Annotated in this window: 17 protein-coding genes; 7 read left to right on the top strand and 10 right to left on the bottom strand. The window is 73.2% G+C overall.

What is annotated here, in order from left to right; all coding sequences use genetic code 11:
* Positions 1-107 precede the first annotated feature (107 nt).
* Together ACZ6QO_RS09735 and ACZ6QO_RS09730 are read right to left on the bottom strand one after the other, a co-directional pair.
* Entirely contained in the window at positions 108-875 is a 768-nt protein-coding gene (locus ACZ6QO_RS09735) for an isocitrate lyase/PEP mutase family protein (protein ID WP_465849302.1), read from the bottom strand.
* 5 nt (positions 876-880) lie between these two features.
* Positions 881-1,378: a carboxymuconolactone decarboxylase family protein gene (locus ACZ6QO_RS09730; RefSeq protein ID WP_465849300.1), complete on the bottom strand. Its 498-nt coding sequence runs from the start codon at positions 1,376-1,378 to the stop codon at positions 881-883.
* A 47-nt stretch (positions 1,379-1,425) separates the two neighbouring features.
* Here ACZ6QO_RS09730 and pdxR point away from each other — a divergent pair, with 47 nt between their 5' ends.
* On the top strand, positions 1,426-2,916 hold the full coding sequence (gene pdxR / locus ACZ6QO_RS09725) for a MocR-like pyridoxine biosynthesis transcription factor PdxR (protein ID WP_465849298.1): 1,491 nt from the start codon (positions 1,426-1,428) through the stop codon (positions 2,914-2,916).
* On the opposite strand, the gene ACZ6QO_RS09720 is transcribed toward pdxR, so the two are convergent.
* The 3 genes from ACZ6QO_RS09720 to ACZ6QO_RS09710 all read right to left on the bottom strand — a co-directional run bounded on the left by ACZ6QO_RS09720 (position 2,862) and on the right by ACZ6QO_RS09710 (position 5,119).
* Positions 2,862-3,182, bottom strand: coding sequence for a DUF952 domain-containing protein (locus tag ACZ6QO_RS09720; protein WP_465849296.1), 321 nt, complete (start codon positions 3,180-3,182; stop codon positions 2,862-2,864). The genes pdxR and ACZ6QO_RS09720 overlap by 55 nt on opposite strands.
* A 180-nt stretch (positions 3,183-3,362) precedes the next feature.
* Positions 3,363-4,877: an SPFH domain-containing protein gene (locus ACZ6QO_RS09715; RefSeq protein WP_465849295.1), complete on the bottom strand. Its 1,515-nt coding sequence runs from the start codon at positions 4,875-4,877 to the stop codon at positions 3,363-3,365.
* Between the two features lie 32 nt (positions 4,878-4,909).
* Positions 4,910-5,119: a hypothetical protein gene (locus ACZ6QO_RS09710; RefSeq protein ID WP_465849293.1), complete on the bottom strand. Its 210-nt coding sequence runs from the start codon at positions 5,117-5,119 to the stop codon at positions 4,910-4,912.
* Positions 5,120-5,411: 292 nt separating this feature from the next.
* On the opposite strand from ACZ6QO_RS09710, the gene ACZ6QO_RS09705 reads away from it, so the two are divergent.
* On the top strand, positions 5,412-7,448 hold the full coding sequence (locus ACZ6QO_RS09705; protein WP_465849291.1) for an NAD(P)-binding protein: 2,037 nt from the start codon (positions 5,412-5,414) through the stop codon (positions 7,446-7,448).
* Here ACZ6QO_RS09705 and ACZ6QO_RS09700 read toward each other — a convergent pair.
* Both ACZ6QO_RS09700 and ACZ6QO_RS09695 read right to left on the bottom strand, forming a co-directional pair.
* Positions 7,440-8,567, bottom strand: coding sequence for an acyltransferase family protein (locus tag ACZ6QO_RS09700; RefSeq protein ID WP_465849290.1), 1,128 nt, complete (start codon positions 8,565-8,567; stop codon positions 7,440-7,442). The genes ACZ6QO_RS09705 and ACZ6QO_RS09700 overlap by 9 nt on opposite strands.
* Before the next feature lie 173 nt (positions 8,568-8,740).
* Positions 8,741-9,565: an SDR family NAD(P)-dependent oxidoreductase gene (locus ACZ6QO_RS09695; protein ID WP_465849288.1), complete on the bottom strand. Its 825-nt coding sequence runs from the start codon at positions 9,563-9,565 to the stop codon at positions 8,741-8,743.
* Between the two features lie 109 nt (positions 9,566-9,674).
* On the opposite strand from ACZ6QO_RS09695, the gene ACZ6QO_RS09690 reads away from it, so the two are divergent.
* From ACZ6QO_RS09690 to ACZ6QO_RS09670, 5 genes are all read left to right on the top strand, one after another.
* Complete coding sequence (locus ACZ6QO_RS09690) at positions 9,675-12,395, top strand: sensor histidine kinase (RefSeq protein WP_465849286.1); 2,721 nt, start codon at positions 9,675-9,677, stop codon at positions 12,393-12,395.
* On the top strand, positions 12,392-12,799 hold the full coding sequence (locus ACZ6QO_RS09685; RefSeq protein WP_248963046.1) for a roadblock/LC7 domain-containing protein: 408 nt from the start codon (positions 12,392-12,394) through the stop codon (positions 12,797-12,799). Before ACZ6QO_RS09690 ends, ACZ6QO_RS09685 begins: the two co-directional genes overlap by 4 nt.
* Positions 12,796-13,170, top strand: a complete 375-nt coding sequence (locus ACZ6QO_RS09680) for a DUF742 domain-containing protein (RefSeq protein ID WP_465849284.1) — start codon at positions 12,796-12,798, stop codon at positions 13,168-13,170. Before ACZ6QO_RS09685 ends, ACZ6QO_RS09680 begins: the two co-directional genes overlap by 4 nt.
* Complete coding sequence (locus ACZ6QO_RS09675) at positions 13,151-13,726, top strand: GTP-binding protein (RefSeq protein WP_465849283.1); 576 nt, start codon at positions 13,151-13,153, stop codon at positions 13,724-13,726. The genes ACZ6QO_RS09680 and ACZ6QO_RS09675 overlap by 20 nt, the downstream gene beginning before the upstream one ends.
* A gap of 116 nt (positions 13,727-13,842) precedes the next feature.
* Positions 13,843-15,135, top strand: coding sequence for a sulfotransferase family protein (locus ACZ6QO_RS09670; protein WP_465849282.1), 1,293 nt, complete (start codon positions 13,843-13,845; stop codon positions 15,133-15,135).
* A 58-nt stretch (positions 15,136-15,193) separates the two neighbouring features.
* Here ACZ6QO_RS09670 and ACZ6QO_RS09665 read toward each other — a convergent pair whose 3' ends face one another.
* Genes ACZ6QO_RS09665 through ACZ6QO_RS09655 form a run of 3 tightly spaced genes read right to left on the bottom strand, consistent with a single transcriptional unit; the run spans position 15,194 to position 18,767 of the window.
* Complete coding sequence (locus ACZ6QO_RS09665) at positions 15,194-15,556, bottom strand: DUF742 domain-containing protein (RefSeq protein ID WP_465849280.1); 363 nt, start codon at positions 15,554-15,556, stop codon at positions 15,194-15,196.
* Complete coding sequence (locus tag ACZ6QO_RS09660; RefSeq protein ID WP_465849278.1) at positions 15,556-15,942, bottom strand: roadblock/LC7 domain-containing protein; 387 nt, start codon at positions 15,940-15,942, stop codon at positions 15,556-15,558. Before ACZ6QO_RS09660 ends, ACZ6QO_RS09665 begins: the two co-directional genes overlap by 1 nt.
* A 2-nt stretch (positions 15,943-15,944) precedes the next feature.
* Positions 15,945-18,767, bottom strand: a complete 2,823-nt coding sequence (locus tag ACZ6QO_RS09655; RefSeq protein WP_465849687.1) for a sensor histidine kinase — start codon at positions 18,765-18,767, stop codon at positions 15,945-15,947.
* Between the last annotated feature and the right edge of the window lie 110 nt (positions 18,768-18,877).

Raw genomic sequence — 18,877 nt, 5'->3', positions numbered from 1 at the left:
CAACCCCCCGCCCGCCGCCGGCCAGGCGACTTCGCGACGCTCGCCGTCGGGGGGGCGCATCACTTCCTGCGGGTATCTGCCCTTTAGGGCGGGCCGTCAACCTCCGGCTAGTCGTCGTATGGGCTTTGACCTGCGGCGATGGCGGACAGCATCGTGGCCAGGTACCGCTGGGTGGCGGCGTGCAGGCCGTGCCCGAAGCTGACCCGGGCGACGCCCAGCGCGGCCAGCTCGGCGAGCGAGGGGACTCCCGGGCGGAACAGCACGTTGACCGGGCCGCCGATCTCGGCGACCAGCGTCCCGATGACCTCCGGCTCGGCGACCATGATCGGGTAGACGCAGTCGGCGCCCGCCCGCAGGTAACGGCGCCCCCGCTCGACCGCGCCGGCGAGCCGCCGGTCCGCATCGCCTTCACCGCTCAGATAGGTGTCGACCCGCGCGTTGATCACCAGGTCGGCGCCCGCCCTGGTCGCGGCGGCCCGCACGTCGGCCAGGAAACCGGCCTGTTCGTCCGGATCGATCATCACGCCGGTGCGCGGGTCGGAGTCCTCCAGGTTGAGCCCGGCCGCCCCCGTGGCGACGAGCCGCTCGACGAGCTCGGCGGCCGGGAGCCCGTACCCCCGTTCGACGTCGGCGGTGACGGGGACCCGCACCGCGCGGACGATGCGCGCCACCGCCTCCAGCATCGCGCCGGCGGGCGCGCTCTCGCCGTCCGCGTAGCCGAGGACGGGCGCGACCGCCGCGCTGCCGGTGGCCACGGCAGGGAAGCCGGCCTCCTCCACGGCGCGTGCGGAGGCGGCGTCCCAGACGTTGGGCAGCACCAGCGGCCGCCCCGGCACGTGCAGCGCGCGCAGCGCCGCCGTCTCGTCGGAGAGCATCGTGGTCAGCTCGCGGCGGGGTGGTAGCGGCCGGGGGCCAGCTGGGTGGTCACGCCGACGCGGTTCCAGGCGTTGATCACCGTGACCGCCCAGATGAGCTTGGCCATCTCATCCTCGCTGAAGTGCTGTGCGGCCCGGTCGTAGGTCTCGCCGGGCACCCCGTTCGCGGGGAGCAGCGTGATCGCCTCGGTCATCTCCAGCGCCGCGCGCTCGCGGCCGGTGAAGAACGGCGTCTCACGCCACGCCGACAGGGCGTAGATGCGCTGCTCGGTCTCGCCCGCCGCGCGCGCGTCGATGGTGTGCATGTCGATGCAGTAGGCGCAGCCGTTGATCTGCGAGGCGCGGATGCGCACCAGTTCGAGCAGCGGGGCCTCCAGGCCGCCGCTCGCGACGATCTCGTCCAGTTCGGCGAGCGCCTTGTAGATCTGCGGTGTCTGCTTCTTCAAGTTGACGCGGCGCCGCCCATGCTCGGTGGCAGCGGCCGCGGCGTTGGTCGTTGTCATGTAACCAATGCTAGAAGGCAGGTGGACCCAGGATAAGGTCCAGTAGTGTGACGAAATCTTGGGCCACTTTCGGGGTCGACCTGCTCGTCGAGCTGGACCGAGGCGCAGGTCGCCGCAGCGGCCTGGAACGCGCGCTGCGCGACGCCATCCGCGAAGGCAGGCTCGCCCCCGGCACCCGGCTCCCGTCCAGCCGCGCGCTGTCGGCCGAGGCGGGCCTGTCGCGCGGCACCGTGAGCGCCGCCTACGACCAGCTCATCGCCGAGGGCTACCTGACCTCCCGCCAGGGCTCCGGCACGTCGGTGGCCGAGATCTCGCCGCACCGCGCGGCCGGGTCCGCCGTCCCCGGCGACGAAGACGCGCCCCGGTACGACCTGCGGCCCGGCAGACCGGACGTGACGACGTTCCCGGCGGCGGCGTGGCTGCGGTCCACCCGCCGGGTGCTCACCACCGCCCCCGCCGCCGTGCACGGGTACGGGCTGCCGGGCGGCACCACCCAGCTGCGGACGGCGCTGGCCGAGTACCTCGGGCGCACCCGCGGCGTGCTCGCCGACCCCGCCCAGATCGTCGTCACCACCGGGTACGTCCAGGCTCTGGCCCTGCTGGCCGGCATCGTGGCCGCCGGCCCCCGACCGCTGATCGCGATGGAGGATCCGGGGCTCGGCTTCCACCGGGACATCGTGCGCCGCGCCGGGGCCGGCGTCCTGCCGCTGCCGGTCGACGAGCGCGGCGCGCGCACCGGCCTGCTGACCACGACGGCCTACGAGGGCGCGGGCGCGGTCGTCGTTACGCCCGCCCACCAGTTCCCCACCGGCGCCACCCTGCGTCCCGAACGCCGCCACGTCCTCGCCGACTGGGCGCGAAGCACCGGCGGGCTGATCGTCGAGGACGACTACGACGGCGAGTTCCGGTACGACCGCCAGCCGGTCGGCGCCCTCCAGGGCATGGCCGCCGACCACGTGGCCTACCTCGGCACGGCCTCCAAGACGCTCGGGCCGGGGCTTCGCCTCGCCTGGATGGTGCTCCCCCCGCACCTGGTCGGGCCGGTCACCGAGGCCAAGCTGCACACCGACCACCACACCGAGACCCTGGGGCAGCTCGTCCTCGCCGACCTGATCACCTCCCACGCCTACGACCGGCACGTGCGCGCCTGCAGGCTGCGCTACCGCCGCCGCCGCGACCTGCTCGTCGCACGCCTCGGCGCCCCGGCCCGCCGCCGGCCCGGCATCCGGGCGGGAGGCGTCGCCGCCGGCCTGCACGCGATGATCGACCTGCCGTCCGGCGGCCCGGACGAGCGCGAGGTGCTGGAGCGCGCGCGGGCGCGCGGCCTGGCCGTGGACTCGCTGGGCGACTTCTGGCACCAGCAGGGCGAAGACCGCCCGCAGGCCGTCATCGTCGGCTACGGCACGCCCCCGGAGCACCTCTACCCCGCCGCCCTGGACGCCCTCGCCGCCGTCCTCGGCACACGGCGAAGGGGCGGGCCGGGTCAGCGGGAGAAGGAGACGACGGAGGTGACGGCGCCGACGGGCACCGGGCCGTAGATGTGCGGGAAGGCCTCGGCGGCGCCGGGCGGCACCTCCAGGCGCACGTCACAGCCCAGCAGGGCCTCGTCGATGGCCAGGACGACCAGAGGGTCCGCGACGCCGGCGTAGTAGCGCTCGGCGACCCCGCGCAGCTGGGCCATGTCGGCACACGCGTGGATGAAGCCCTCCTCCTCCAAGGTGCGGCCCAAGGTGGAGACGCGGTACTCGCCGGCCCGCGCGGCGGCGTCCCAGTCGGCGGTCAGCGCGAGATGAAGGATCGTCACCGCCCGAGCCTAGATCACCTCCGGTGCCGCCGCCCGCCGGGCGGGAGACGCACACGACAGGGCCGGACACGACGGGCCGGACACGACGGGTTGGACACGACGGGTTGGACACGGCCGGGCCGCATGCGGCGGGGCCGGACGCGCTCGTGGCGCGCCCGGCCCCGCTCAGGTGCCGGCCGGTCAGCCGTCGAGCTTCTTCTCCAGGGGAACGGTGCCGTTCACGACGGCCTCGGGGGCGGCGCCGCCGTTCAGGTTGGCGGGGGTGGAGCCGGCCAGCAGCGAGCGGGCGAGGCCCAGACCGGTGCCGCCGAGGGTCAGCGCCTTGGCCAGGAGTTCCTCGACCCCCTGCGCGCCGTTCAGGACGACCATGTGGTCGACGTTGCCGAATGCCTTGGCGCCCGCGTCGACGATCGCCGGCCAGTTCTCCGCGAGCTGCTGGGCGATGACGGCCTCCTGGTTCTCGGCGAGGGCCTGCGAGCGGGCCCTGATGGCCTCGGCCTCGGCCAGGCCCTTCGCGCGGGCCGACTCCGCCTCGGCGAGACCGCGGGCCTTCGCCGCCTCGGCCTCGGCCAGGCCGCGCGCCTGGGCGGCGGCCGCCTCGCCCTCACCGGTGGCGCGGGAGGCGGCGCCGGCCGCCTCGGCGCGCAGCCGCACCGACTCGGCCTCGGCCGCGGCGGCCTGCTTCACCTGGGACGCCTGCGCGACGGCGCGCAGCTCGGTCTCCCTCGCCTCGGCCTCGGCCTGGGCGATGCGGGCGTCGCGCTCGGCCTGCGACAGAGTGACCGTCTCGTACGCCTTGGCGTCGGCGGGCTTGCGGACCTGCGACTGGAGCCGCTGCTCGGCGAGGTTGGCCTCAAGCTCGGCGGCGCGGGTCTCCTGGACGACGACCTCCTGCCGGGCCGTGGCCTCCGACAGCGGCCCGGCCTGGCGCGCCTTGGCCGACGCCTGGTCGACCTCGGCCTGGTAGCCGGCCTGCTGGATCTGCGACTCGCGGATGGCCGCGGCCTTCTTGGCGGCGGAGATCTGCTCGGCCTCGGTGGCCTCCTGGTCGCGCTGGGCCTCGGCGATGCGCGCCGAGGCGGCGACGCGGGCGGCGTGCGGCTTGCCGAGGTTCAGGATGTATCCGGTCTCGTCGTCGATCTCCTGGATCTGCAGCGAGTCGACGACCAGGCCGAGCTTGCTCATCTCGTCGGCGGCGCTGCTGCGGGTCTCACCGGTCAGCCGCTCGCGGTTGAGGATGAGGTCCTCGACGGTGAGGTTGCCGATGATCGAGCGCAGGTGGCCGGTGAACAGCTCGTGGATCGCGCCGCTCATGCTGTCCTGCTGGTCCAGGAAGCGGCGGGCGGCGTTGGCGATCGAGACGAAGTCGTCGCCGACCTTGTAGATGATGACGCCGCGCACGGTGACCGGGATGCCCTGCTGGGTCACACAGTTGACCTGGAGGTTGGTCGCGCGGCTGTCGAGCCGGAGCCGGCGCGCGGTCTGGAACCCCGGCAGCACGGCGGTGCCCTTGCCTGTGATGATCTTGAAGCCCAGGCTGTCGGCCAGCTCGTTCCTCGTGTGGGCGCCCAGGCCCGAGATGATGAGCGCCTCGTTCGGCTCGGCGACCCGCCAGACGGCCTTGAAGAGCAGGATGAGGACGACAAGCAGGACGACGATGCCGCCGGCCCAGAAGGCCAGCTCCGTTCCGGTCATGGGAGACCTCCGAAGTGAGGGGGGTGGGAGAGTCAGACGATCGCGCGTGCCACGTAGACCGTTCGCGGCGGCGAGTATTCGACGACGACGATGATCGTTCCCACCGGGATCTCCTCGTCGGGCACGCTTGGATGGGCGTAGAAGGCCTCCACGCCCCCGCGTATCGGCACCATCACCTCGCCCACAAGGCCCGGCCCGATCTTGCCGGTGACCCTGCCCTGCCTGCCCACCACGTGCAGCACACCCCGTCGTCATAAATAGACCGCGAACGCGAACGTTACCCCGTTTGCCCCGTGTCTTCATCGGCTCGCGAGAAGGCTCCCCTTGCCTTTCGCGACGACTCCGACCGTTCGCGCGGACCGTCTTCACCCTGGCCAACGAACCAGGTGATCGCCGCGTTCCCCGCAAGCGGCACGATCGCCCGCAAAGCGGGATGCCGCGCCCGTAGGGCCGGCGCAATGAAGCAGAAAAGACTCGGCTCACGCCCCGCGACGTGCGCCCTTCTCGGTCACCCCCGGGGTGAGGATCGGCGGAATGACCGCTCATTTCCCACCCGGCGGACGATCTGGTGAGGCGCGGGCACGCGAACCGGGCCGTGAGATCAGCCGCCGGGAGTTCCTGGACGGCGTGACGACGGTGGCGGCGTGCGCCGCCTTCCCCTCCCCCGAAGGCGAGCGGCCGGCCGGCGGGCCCGGCGCCGACCGGCCGTCCGAGGAGCGCTGGGCGCACGAGAGACGTGACGGGCACGCGCGCGCGAGGCGGCATCCCGCGTCGGCGCAAGGGCTGCGCGGGGACACCCCGGACGCGCTGAGCGTGGCGCACGCCCTGCGCGACGGCAGGTTCTGGGAGCGCGCCGGCGCGCCACGTCCGGCTCGGGAGGTCTACGACCTGGTCGTCGTCGGCGCCGGCATCAGCGGCGTCACCGCCGCCTACACCTGGGTGCGGCGCCATCCCGGCGCGCGGGTGCTCATCCTGGACGACCACGACGACATCGGCGGGCACGCCCGCCGCAACGAGTTCCACCCGGCGGGACGTGCGGGCCCGCTGGTCGGGCACGGCGGCGCGCACTCGCTGCACGCCCCGTCCGCCTGGTCGCCGGACGGCAGGGACCTGCTGGCCGACCTCGGCGCCGACGCCGGGAGTTTACGCGCGTGCGCCGACCCGGACCTGTACCCCGGCCTCGGCATGCACGAGGGCGTCTTCTGCGACCGGGAGACCTACGGCCCCGGCGCCGACCGGCTGGTGGCGCTGCACCCGGCCAGGACGACCGCCGAGTGGGTCGCCGAGCTGCCGATCGCGGCCCAGGCCAGGAAGGACCTGGTGATGCTGTACGACGACCCGCCCGACTGGTTCCCCGGCCTGGCGGACGAGGACAAGAAGCGCCGGCTCGCCGAGCTGACCTACACCGGCTTCCTGCGGGAGGTCTGCCGCGTCCACCCCGACGCCGTCGCGTTCTGCCGCACGATGCCGAGCGCGTCCCGGGCCTACGGCGCGGACGCGCTGGGAGCCATCGACGCCTGGGCGGAGGCGGGCCGTTTCCGCTATCCCGGTTTCGCCGGGATGGCGCTGGACGCCGCCAAGCCGTCCCCGTACAACTCGGCGCGGGCGGCCAGGAAGTGGGCGGCCGGCGACGGCGACGTGTACTGCCTGCCAGAAGGGCCGCAGTCCCTGGTCCGCGTGATGGTGGCCCGCATGGTGCCGGGGTTCGCCGGGGCGACCGCGCTGGAAGGCGTCACCACGACCTGGTTCGACTACGGCGCGCTGGACAGGCCGTCCAACCGGGTGCGGGTGCGGCTGTCCAGCCCTGTGGTGCTGGTGCGCAACGACGGGGACCCCGGCGCCGCGGCCTCGGCCACCGTCGGGTACTTCGACGGCCACGAGGTCGTCACCGTGCGCGCCGGAGCGGTGGTCATGGCGTGCTGGTCGGCGGCGGTCCCGTACCTGGTCCAGGGGCTTCCCGCCGCGCAGCGGGAGGCGATGCGGCAGGCGGTGCGGATGCCGGTGGTGTGCGCGACGGCGCAGCTGCGGGCCTGGCGCGCCTTCCGCGAGGCGGGGATCCACCGTGCCCGCTTCACCGGGGCGTTCTGGGTCTCCGCCGAGCTGGCGCCGCCGGTCGGCGCGGGCTCCTACCGGTGCCCGCGCGACCCGGACGAGCCGATCAACGTCCATCTCGTGCACGCGCCCGCCCCGCCCGGCATGGCCCCGGCGGAAGCCGCGGCGGCGGGGCGGCGCGCGCTCGCGGCCACGCCGTACGCGGCGCTGGAGTTCGGCGTCAGGGAACAGCTCGCCCGGCTGCTCGGCCCGTTCGGGTTCGACGCGGCCCGTGACATCGAGGGGCTCACGGTGAACCGGTGGGGGCACGGGTACGCGCGCGAGTACGCGCGGCCGTGGGACGCGTTCCATCCCGACGGGCCGCTCCCCTCGGAGGAGGCCCGGCGGCGGTTCGGGCGCGTCGCCCTGGCGGGGGCGGACACGGTGCCGGGAGGCGACGCCGACGCGGCCGTCAGCGCCGCCTGCCGCGCCGTACGCGACCTCACGGACGCGGAACCGGCGCGGCCTCCGTCACCGTGACGGACGGGGACGCCGGATGGCGGTGAAGGCCCACGAGACGTCCGGCTCCACCGCCCACCGGAACAGGCGGCGCACCGGCGGCGTGCACAGCGCGGTGGCCAGCGCCACGCCGAACGCGGACACCAGGACGACGCCCCAGGGGGTGCGCAGGCCGGCGTCGTACCTCTCCAGGACCTTCACCGCGAAACCGTGCAGCAGGTAGGCGTACATCGTGGCCGCGCCGAGGCCGGAGAACCAGGTGCGGCGCGAGGGCGTCACGGCGAGGAACGCGGCCACCAGCACCGCGCCCGCCGAGAGCATCGCGAACCTGATCAGGCTTCCGGTGAGGTCGTCCACGCCGATCTCGGCGTTGCCGTGCCGCCAGCGGATCCACTCGGTCGCCACGTCGGCGTGCACGGCGAACGCGATGACCAGCCCGGCCGCCAGGATCACCGCGCCGGCCGCGCGCACCCACGGGCGCTTCAGGAGGTCCAGGTGCTCCGGGCGGAGCATCAGGCCGAGGACGTAGAACGGCAACAGGCCGAGCGTGCGGTTCATCGACAGCTCGTCGGGCAGGTCGCTCATGCCCGCGAGCAGAGAGAGGAGCACCGCGACGGCGAGCGGCCACCGAAGCTGCTGCCACACCGGGGTCGACAGCCGCCACAGGAACAGCGACATCAGGAACCAGGTGAGGTAGTACGGGTCCAGCAGGCTGATGTCGAGCTTGCCGTACATGACCAGGCGCGGCAGCGAGTACGCCACCTCGAAGATGACGTACGGCAGGGCCAGCCCGCTGATCAGCTTGCGCGCCTTGCCCGCCGAGAAGGTGAAGTCGCGCGACAGGTAGCCGCTCAGCGCGATGAACAGCGGCATGTGGAAGGTGTAGCCGAAGAAGTAGAGCGCGTGCGCGGCCGGCACGTCCCGCAGGTCCTCGATGAGGTGCCCCGTCACCACCAGCAGGATCGCCAGGTACTTGGCGTTGTCCAGGAACGGGTCCCGCGCGGCCTTGCCCCCGCGCGTGCCGGCGGGGGCCGCGCTCGTGGCGGGGCCGTCCGGGGTCGCCGCGTCCGGGCTCGTGGGGGTGGCGGCGACGTCCGGGGGCGTGGGTGCGGCCGGGACGGCGGGCGTGGCGGGGGTCACAGCCCCGGGACCCTAACGACGCGGCCTGGGAACCGGGCGAACGACACGTGACCGTTGGGCGAACAGCGTCCGACTCGGGCCGTCACCCCCGGCGCCGCCCTCTCCGGGCCGCGACCGCCGTCGAGATCTCGCCGTTCAGAAGTCGTCGTCCGGGTCTCGTCGTCCGGGTCTCGTCAGAGCTTGTCGTTCGCGGACAGGCCGGTGGCGGCGAGGCTGGACTCCCAGAGGGCCGCGGCGAGCGTGGGGTCGGTCATCGTCCTGCTCGCCGAGGCGGGCGCGCTCTTGGCGAAGAACCGGCCGGAGTGCTGCACGCCGTCGGGCGTGGTGGCCAGGTGGACGAGCGTGCCGGCGGCCCGCTCGGGCGTGCTCGCGACGCCGGGCAGCATCAGCAACGCCTTCATGTAGAGGCTGTCGGGCGCGAAGCCCGTCCTGACGATGCCGGGGTGGAAGCAGGTGGCGTTCACACCCCGCCGGGCCAGTTCGACGGTGAACAGCGCGTTGGCCTGCTTGGTGTCGCCGTACTGCAGCCACGCGATCCACCGCCGGTGCGCGCGGTCGATGTCGGCAGGGTCCAGGCGTCCGGACCGCGCGGCCATGGAGGAGGTGGTGACGACCCTGCCGCCGGAGGCGGCGACCCGGTCGAGCAGCAGGTTCGTCAGCAGGAACGGTGAAAGGTGGTTCACCTGGGCCATCAGCTCGTGGCCGTCGCCGGTCAGCCGCCGCGTCGTGGACATGACGCCCGCGTTGTTGGCGAGCACGTCGATGCGCTCGTAACGGTCCAGCAGGTCGGCGGCGAGCCGGGTGACCTCCTCGAAGGAGGCGAAGTCGGCCACCGCGACGTCGGGACGGCGGCCGGAGACGCCGGCCACGCGATCGGCGACGGCCGCCAGTTTCGCGCGGGAACGGCCGACGATGACAACGTCGTGACCGGCCCTGGCCAGCGCTTCGGCGGCGGCCGCACCGATGCCCGCACTTGCCCCAGTAATCACACTTATCATCTGATCCTCCAGTACACGGAAACAGTATCGGTGCTAACCTGCTGTGCGATCTTCCGGAGGTGCATTTCCCCCCAATGCGGCAGAGCCTCCGAGCGATGCAGGAGTGACCATGAGTTCCGGAAAGCGGTCCATCCGAGTCAAGATTTTTGCGCTGTTGCTCCTGCCGCTGCTTTCGCTCAGCGCCCTGTGGGGATTCGTCCTCAATCTCACGGTCGGTGATGGCATCGCCCTGATGCGGGCGAACACGATCTATCAGAGCGTGGGCGTCACCTCAACCGATCTGGGACTCCAGATTCAGAGCGAGCGCGCGCTGTCCGCCGCCGCTCTCAGCGTCCGGCTCGGCGACCAGAACCGGCTCGCCGCCCAGCGGCACGCCACGGACGTCTCCCTGGAGAAATTCCGCGCCGCCGCGCTGTCGGACGGCACCCAGAGCGCGCTCACCGAGGCGACGAAGGCGTCGGTCAACACCCTGCTGGACGAGTTGCAGGGCCTGCCGACGATCCGCGCCGACGTCGACACCGCGCAGTCCAACCGCCTGGAGGCCACGCAGGCCTACAACCGCATCATGGACGCGCTGTTCGTCGTGTACACCCGCATGACCTCGGTGCCCGACCTCGCCGTCTTCGAGCAGGCCGCGGCGATGCAGGGCATGGGAATCGTGCGCGAGATCATCGCGCGGGAGAACGCCCTGATCACCGGCGCCCTGCGCTCCGGAGGGCTGACCCACCCCGAGTTCTCGGCCTTCGCCGAGTGGGCCGCCAACCGGCGCTTCCAGCTCGCCAAGGGCATGGCCGCCCTCGACCCCGAGCTGCGCAGGCCCTACGAGGAGGTCATCGCCTCCCCGACGTACAAGCGCTTCAACGCCATGGAGCAGGACGTCTTCGGGAAGATCCACACCGGCGGTCCGCTGCCCGACACGCTCGGCAAGTGGCAGCCGATCACCGACAACCTCTCCTCGACGCTCGACCAGGTCGCCGTCAAGGCGACCCGCACCCTGGCCGACCGCGCCAAGTCCATCGCCACCGGCATCCTGCTGCGCATCATCCTGGCCGGCGGCCTCGGCCTGGTCGCCGTCATCGCCTCGATCGTCATCTCGGTGCGCTTCGGCCGCCGCCTGGTGCGCGAGCTGGCCGACCTGCGCAACTCCGCGCGCGAGCTGGCCGACGTACGGCTGCCGCGCGTCGTCGACCGGCTGCGCCAGGGCGAGGCGGTCGACGTCGAGGCCGAGGCGCCGCCGATCACCGGCGGCGACTCCTCCGAGGTCGCCGACGTCGCCCATGCGTTCAGCTCGGTGCAGCGCACCGCCGTGGAGGCCGCCGTCCAGCAGGCCGCCCTGCGCCAGGGCGTCGGCCAGGTGTTCCTCAACCTCGCCCGCCGCAACCAGGGCCTGCTGCACCGCCAGCTCCGGCTGCTCGACGCCATGCAGCGGCGCACGAACGAGCCGGACGGGCTGGAGGACCTGTTCCAGCTCGACCACCTCACCACCCGCATGCGCCGCCACGCGGAGAGCCTGATCATCCTGTCCGGCGCCGCGCCCGGCCGCGCCTGGCGCAGGCCGGTGCCCATGGTCGACGTCGTGCGCGCCGCGGTGTCCGAGGTGGAGGACTACACCCGGGTCAACCTGTTCCCGCTGCCGAGCGCGTACATCAACGGCGCCGTCGTCGCCGACGTCATCCACCTGATCGCCGAGCTGATCGAGAACGCGACGATGTTCTCGCCGCCGCAGACCACGGTCCAGGTCCGCGGCGACACGGTCGGGAACGGCTTCGTGGTCGAGATCGAGGACCGCGGCCTCGGCCTCACCCCCGAGGAGTACAAGGCGGTCAACGAACGGCTGGCCGACCCGCCGGAGTTCGACCTGGCCGACAGCGACCGGCTCGGGCTCTTCGTCGTCGGCCGGCTGGCCACGCGCAACGGCGTGAGCGTGGTGCTCCGCGGCTCCCCCTACGGCGGCACGACGGCCATCGTCCTGATCCCCAAGAGCCTGCTGGCCGATCCCCAGGAGCTCGCCGAGAGCGGCGGCCCCCGGCACGCCGGCGGCACGCAGGCCGGCCGGACGCCCAGGCCCGAGGCGGCCCTGCCCGACGCTCCCGCCGGTCCGGCGAAGGGACCGGCGACCGGCGCCTCGCCGTTCCTCACGCCCTTCCGCGGGGACGCACGGCCCGGCGACCCGCCGCCGGCGCTCACCGTGGTCCCCGGCATCGCCGACACCGGCCCGATCGGCCCGATCAGCCTGAACGGCATGAACGGCGACGCCACCACGACGGCGGACCCGGACAGGGCGGACCAGGCCGGCGAGGCCGGTGAGGCGTCGTCCGGCGACCGGGGGGAGGCGTCCCTCGGTGACGGAGGCGAGGCGTCCTCGCCCACCAGGCCGCCGCGCGCCAGCGCGGCCAACGGGACCCACCGAGGGCTGCCGCGCCGGGTCCGGCAGGCCAACATGGCTCCGCAACTGCGCGAGACCACCGGCCCGCTGGCCGCTCCGACGCCCACGGCCGACCCGCCGGGCGCCGGGGCGCAGGCGGGCGGCCCCGGAGCCGCCGAGCGGTCCCCGGACGAGGCGCGCGCGATGTTCTCCGCCTTCCAGCAAGGAGGGCGGCGCGGGCGCCTGGAAGCGGAACGAGATCTGCCGGACGATTCGGCTGAAGACGCATCGCGGCCCGAGACGGCCGCGAGCAGGGGCGACGGCGAGAACCGCCTGCCCCGGCGGACATCGGGCGCGAATCACCGCGCCACCGACGAGTCCGACCAAGGTGACCAAAGACGCGAGCTGCGCGACCATAGTGAGGGTTACGTACAGCAGACGACTGGCGAGAAGGGTGACGAATGACCGGCAATGTCTCGTCGAACGGCGAACTGAACTGGCTCCTCGACGATCTCATCAGCAGGGTCGCGGCCGTGCGGCAGGCGGTCATCCTCTCCACCGACGGGCTCGTCGTCGGCGCGTCCAAGGGGTTCAGCAGGGAGGACGCCGAGCACCTGTCGGCCGTGGCCTCCGGCTTCCAGAGCCTGGCCCGCGGCGCGGGCCGCCACTTCGGCGGCGGGGAGGTACGCCAGACCATCGTGGAGATGGAGTCGGCCTTCCTGTTCGTGACCGCCGCGGGCACCGGCACCTGCCTGGCGGTGCTCAGCAGCTCGGACGCCGACGTGGGCCACATCGCCTACGAGATGGCGATGCTGGTCAAGCGCGTCGGCCAGCACATCTCGACCAACCCGCGGCGGACATTGTCATGAGGGCGCGCGGAGACCAGTGGGTCGACGAGGAGGCCGGGCCGATAGTGCGCCCGTACGCGCTCATCCGCGGGCGCACCCGCTCGTCCGGCGACGATCTTGACCTGATCGCTATGGTCACGGCGACCGGCGCTCCCTACACTGGCGAGGCCGGTCTCGGCCCTGAGGAGCTACGCATCCTCGAGCTCGCCGACCGGCCGATGTCGGTCGCGGACATCGCCTCCGAGATCGACCTGCCGCTCGGCGTGGTCCGCGTTCTCCTCGGCGATCTCCAAGATCAGGGCATGATCAGCGTCCGGGCGCCCGCTCATGCGGGACCGCGTCCGAACGAGCGCATTCTCAAGGAAGTGATCAATGGCCTACGAGCACTCTGAGGAGCCCGTCGCTCTCAAGATCTTGGTGGCGGGCGGCTTCGGCGTGGGGAAGACCACGCTGGTGGGGGCGATCAGCGAGATCCGCCCCCTGCGCACGGAAGAGGTCCTGTCCGACCGCGGCATCGGTGTCGACGACATCGACGGCGTGGAAGGGAAGACCACCACGACGGTGGCCATGGACTTCGGCCGGATCACCATCCGCGAAGGCCTGGTGGTGTACCTCTTCGGCACCCCCGGTCAGGAGCGGTTCTGGTTCATGTGGGACGAGCTGTCCTACGGCGCGCTCGGCGCGGTCGTCCTCGCCGACACCCGGCGCCTCACCGACTGCTTTCCCTCCATCGACTACTTCGAGCAGCGGGGCACGCCGTTCATCGTCGCGGTCAACTGCTTCGACGGGGCCGAGCAACACGAGCCGGAGGACGTCCGCATCGCGCTCGACCTCGACCCGGACATCCCGGTGATCCTGTGCGACGTACGACGCCGCGCCTCGGCGAAGGTCGTGCTGGTCACCCTGGTAGAGCACGCCCTGCGCACCCTGACGCCCGCCGCCGGGTAGGAGCTCGCCGCCCGGCGAGCGTGATCGGGGCTCCGCGAGGAGTCTCGCCGGGCGCCTGACCGGCCTCGACCCGCGGCGGTGCGCCCGCGAGGGCACCCGTGCTGAAAGGGCACCGCATGCTCAAAGGCACCACAGGGCCCCGGCCGGAGGACCTGACCGAACGCGCCCGCGGGTGGCACGACCCCCGGCTGCCCCTGGCGCTGCGCGCCGCCAACCGCGTCCTTGCGCCGTTCGCCTCCCGGTTGTGGCCGCTGACCCCCGACGCGCTGACGGCCAAGGCGCGCCGCAGGACCGGCCTTTCGGACTTCGGGGACGGCGCCCCTCTGGCCGAGCCGCTACGGCTGCTGTGCCGGTCTCTGGACGAAGAGGCGGAGTTCCACGCCCTCGGCCGGCTGTCGGCCCATACGGCCCTTCTGAGCGCTCTGGTGAACCGGCTCCGTCTGGAGGACCTCGCGCGGCGGCGTCCTGAGGTGTTCGAGCGGCCCGTCGAAGCGCCCATCGTCATCGTCGGCCTCCAGCGGAGCGGCACGACGTTCCTGCAGCGCCTGCTCGCCCAGGATCCGGCGCTGCGGTCGATCCCGTTCTGGGAGGTCATGAACCCGCTGCCGCTCGGCGACGTCGAGGCGCCGATCCCGAGCCCCGACCCGCGGGTGAAGGCGGGCGCCCGCATGATCTCCTTCATCCACCGGGTGTCCCCCGAGCTCGTCAAGATGCACGAGATGGAGAACGAGGCCCCCGACGAGGAGCTCGTGCTGCTGGCCATGGGGTTCTCGTCGATGCTGTTCGAGACCTTCTCCCCGCTCCCGGCCTACCTGCCCTGGTACACCGGCGCCGACCACACCGCAGGGTACGCCTACCTGCGGCGCACGCTGCAGGCCATGGACTGGGTGCGCCCGGCGGGGCGCCGCTGGCTGCTGAAGTCGCCGCAGCACCTGGAGCAGCTGCGCCCGCTGACCACGGTGTTCCCCGACGCCACCTTGGTGCAGACCCACCGCGATCCCGTCCGCAGCATCGTGTCGCTGGGCGGCATGATGGCGTACGCGCTGCGCCAGAACTACGACCACCCCGACCCGCACCTGATCGGGCGGCAGGTCACGGCCATGACCGAACGTCTGCTCCGCGCCGCGGACCGCGACCGCGACCCGGGGGACGAGCGGTTCGTCGACATCCGGTTCAAGGAGCTGAACGACGACCCGCTCGAAGCCGTCCGCAGGATCTACCGCAGGGCCGGCGCCGAGCTCACCGCGGAGACGGAGCACCGGATGCGCTCCTGGCTCGCCGGCCACCGGCGCGGCCGCCACGGCGCCCACGAATGCGCCCCCGCCGACCTGGCCCTCGACGTCCCCGCGCTCCGCGACCGCTTCGCCTTCTACTACGACCGCTTCGGCGTCCCCCGAGAGCCCGTCTGACCCCGCCGACCGGCGCCCGCCGGAACGCCGCCGGGACGGCGTCGTCTGCGGAAGGGCGTCACAGGGACTGGAGACCCTCGATGACCTCCTGGAGGATGGCGGCCCGGGGGTTGCGCGTGCCGGGGGCCGGGGGGCGGGCCAGGACGAGGCCGTGGGTCACCAGGTCGTCCAGCAGGAGGCGGATCACGCCGAGCGGGAGGTCGATGTCGGCGGCGACCTCGACCAGGGGGCGCGGCCGCTGGACGACGGCGAGCAACCGGCGGTGCTCGGGGCCGAGGTCGGCGGTGCCGGGCGGCGGCGTGCCGGTCGCGGCGACGCGGGTCAGCAGGTCGAACGCCTTGGCGGACGGCGGGGTCCTGCCCTTGGCGAGGGCGTACGGCCGCACCACCGGCCCGTCGTCGATCACCTCGGGCTCGTCCATCACACGGCGCCCCTCGCCTGCGTGGTGAGGTGCCGTCCGACTCCGGCGACCAGGCGGGCCATCTCGTAGGCGATGACGCCCGCGTCGGCCTGCATCTTGCTGATGACGGCCAGGCAGCTGCCGTTGCCCGCCGAGGTGACGAAGAGCAGGGCCGACTCCATCTCGACGATGGTCTGGCGCACCGCGCCGCCCTGGAAACGCATGCCCGCGCCCTTGGCCAGGCTCTGGAAGCCCGCCGCGACGGCCGACAGGTGTTCGGCGTCCTCGCGTTCCAGGCTGCTGGACGCGGCCACGCGCAGACCGTCGTTGGACAGGATGATCGCATGGCGCACGTCGGTCACCCGGGCCACGAAGTCGTCGAGAAGCCAGTGCAGCTCTGCCGACATCCTCACACCTCCTCGCCGTCTGGCTTGTTGTCGGCCCTGCCCCGCCGCCAGCCGAGCTGGAGGGAGTCGAGAAGAGCCCTGGACTCCTCGGGGGATCGCTCCGCTGCCGCCGCCGGCGTGGCGTCCCGGCCATCGGCGCCGCCGCCCCCGTCCCGGCCGTCGAGGCCGTCGAGGCCGTGTCCCGCCCGGCCGTCGGCGCCGAGGCCGTCGCCCGCCGGGCCACGGACGGGGACGGCGGTGCCGTGGTCCGCCGGGCCGTGAACGGCGGGACCGGTCGGGCCGGTGGGGCCCTGTTCGGGGATGCGGTGCTGCGCCGGGCCGCGCACGGGGGAACCGTCATGCGACGCCCGCGCGGCAGGGTCGTGACGTCCGTTCTGCGACCTGAGCTGAGGGGCGAGGCTCGCCTGCCGCACCCGCCGCGGGAGGGCTCCCTTGCCGGACGGCTGCCGGAGGCTCGAAGGCGTCCCGGACGGCTGCGCGTCGCGCGTCCCGGACGGCTGCGCGTCGCGCGTCCCGGACGGCTGCGCGTCGCGCGTCCCGGAACCCTCGGGCGACCGGAAGGCGTCCGGCGACCCCGCGCTCACCGGCGGCCACAGGCTCTCGGGCGGCTGAGAGCCTTCGGGGGGCCGGGCGGCCTGGAACGGCCGGAAAGAGTCCGGGCCGGCCGAGGCGTCCGGCGCTCTTCGGGCCTCCAGGGCTTCACGGGCGGCCAGGGCTTCGCGCGCCTCCAGGGCTTCGCGGGCGGCCAGGGCCTCGGTCGCGTCCAGGGCTTCGCGGGCGTCGGGCGGCCGCGTGGTGTCCGACGGCCGGGGTGCGCGCGGCGGCCGGGTGGGCAGGGTCCTGGACCGGGCGGCGGGCAGGGCCAAGCCCGCGGGCGGGCTCGCGGGCGGCTCCTCGAAGAAGGACTTGGCGCGCGCGGCGGGCGGCATCGCGGTCCGCGCGGGCGGCGGCGTCGGCCGTACGGGCGTGGCGGCCGGGCGCTCCGGCATCGTGATCAGCCGTTCGGGGAGCAGGACGATGACGGTCGTCCCGCCATACGGGGACCCGCGCAGCTCGACGTGGATATCGTGGCGGGCGGCGAGCCGGCCGACGACGAACATGCCGAGGCGCTTGGTGTCGGCCGGGTCGAAGTCGGCGGGACGCGCCAGCTTCTCGTTGAGCGCCTCGCGGTCCTCGGAGGTCATGCCGAGGCCGCGGTCCTCGATCTCGATCGCGAAGCCCCGCCCGACCAGTTCGCCGTGCACGGAGATCTCGGTGTTGGGCGGGGAGAAGGACGTGGCGTTCTCGACCAGCTCCGCGCACAGGTGGATGACGTCGGCGACCGCGTTGCCGACGATCATGACCTCGGGCATGGGGTGGACGCGCACCCGCGTGTAGTCCTCCACCTCGCCGACCGCCGCGCGCAGGGCGTCCATCACCGGCACCTCCTGCCTGAACCTGCGGCCCGGCGAGGCGCCCGACAGGATGACCAGGCTCTCGGCGTGCCGGCGCATGCGGGTGGTGAGGTGGTCCACGCGGAACAGGTCGCGCAGCGTCTCGGGGTCCTCCACGTGCCGCTGCATGCCGTCCAGGAGCTTGAGCTGGCGCTGGAGCAGCGACTGGCTGCGCCGGGCGAGGTTGCGGAACGCCTCGCCGACGGCGTCGCGGAGCCCGGCCTGGTCCACGGCGGCCCGTACGGCGGTGCACTGGACGCTGCTGAAGGCCTCGCTGAGGTCGCGCACCTCGGTGGTGGTCGCGGTGGTGGTCAGCGGCGGCGTCTCGACGGCGGTGTCGACATCCTCTCCGGCCCGCAGCCGCTCGACGACGCGCGGCAGCCGTACGGTGGCCAGCTCGACGGCGAAGGCCCGCAGGTCGCCGAGCTCCCGGCTCAGCCGGCGTCCCACCCGGAACGCGACGAGCAGCGAGGCGACGACCGCGAGGAGCCCGAGCGCGCCGGCCAGGCCGGCCCGGACGAACGAGCCGATGGCCACCGGTTCCGCGGACGCCGCGAGCGCCGCGCCCGCGCGGGTGAGGGTGGCCTGGTAGCCGCCCTCCACCTTGTCGGTGATGGTGCGCCAGGCCTCGTGGGAGAACGTCCGGCCGTCGCCGATGATGATGTCGTTCTCCATGGTGGAGAAGCGCCGGTAGTCCTCCGAGCGCGCCAGGGCGGTGAAGGGGTCGCGCACGGACGGGTCCAGCTCGGCCATGCCCTGGTCGAACAGGAAGCGGCGCGTGGTGGCCAGCGCGGAGAACGTCCGCAGCTCGCCGGGGCTCAGCGCGCGGTTCTCGATCAGCGCGCCGGCGGCCAGCGCCCGTTCGCGCGAGAGGAAGTCCTTGGCGTAGCCCATCGCGGTCAGGTTCTGCGACTGGTGGTAGAGCGCCAGGTCGTTGGTGAGCGTCATGCTGGTGATGAGCTTCTGCATGGCGTCGGGCACCTGGGCGTAGTCGCGGGTGAGCGTGACCAGGTCCATGGCGCCGCTGTCCACGGAGGCGCGCGTGGCGTCGAGCCTGTCGACCGCCGCCATCAGGTCGGCGAACCGCGAGCGCATCTCGGGCGTCGAGAGCTTGGACTGCGCGGTGTCGGCCAGTGCCAGCCGGCGCATCCGCTGGCGGAGCAGGTCGGACTGCTGGCGCTGGCGCAGCAGGTCGGTCTGGGTCTTCTCCGAGGGTGCGCCGAGGTACTCGGCCGAGAGCAGGTGCTCGTGCTGGAGCGCGATCGTGAGCTGGTCGCCGGGTTTGCCGATCTCCTCGTACAGCGAGGCGACGGTGAGCAGGTTGAGGGAATCCCGCGTCGTGACGCTCGTCCCGAAGATCCACAACGCGGTCAGCGAGAGGAGCGGGATCACGAGCAAAGCGGAGATCTTATATCTTATGGACCTGCTCGATGCCATGGCACCTCATCGCTTGGCGGGTTGCCGTCATGGGCCGGCAGCCGAGGGTGAAGATCGGCGACGAG

This window comes from Sphaerisporangium sp. NPDC049457, from assembly GCF_055586705.1.
Note: the sequence above shows the minus strand (reverse complement) of the source record. Positions and strands in the feature narration are given on the sequence as shown.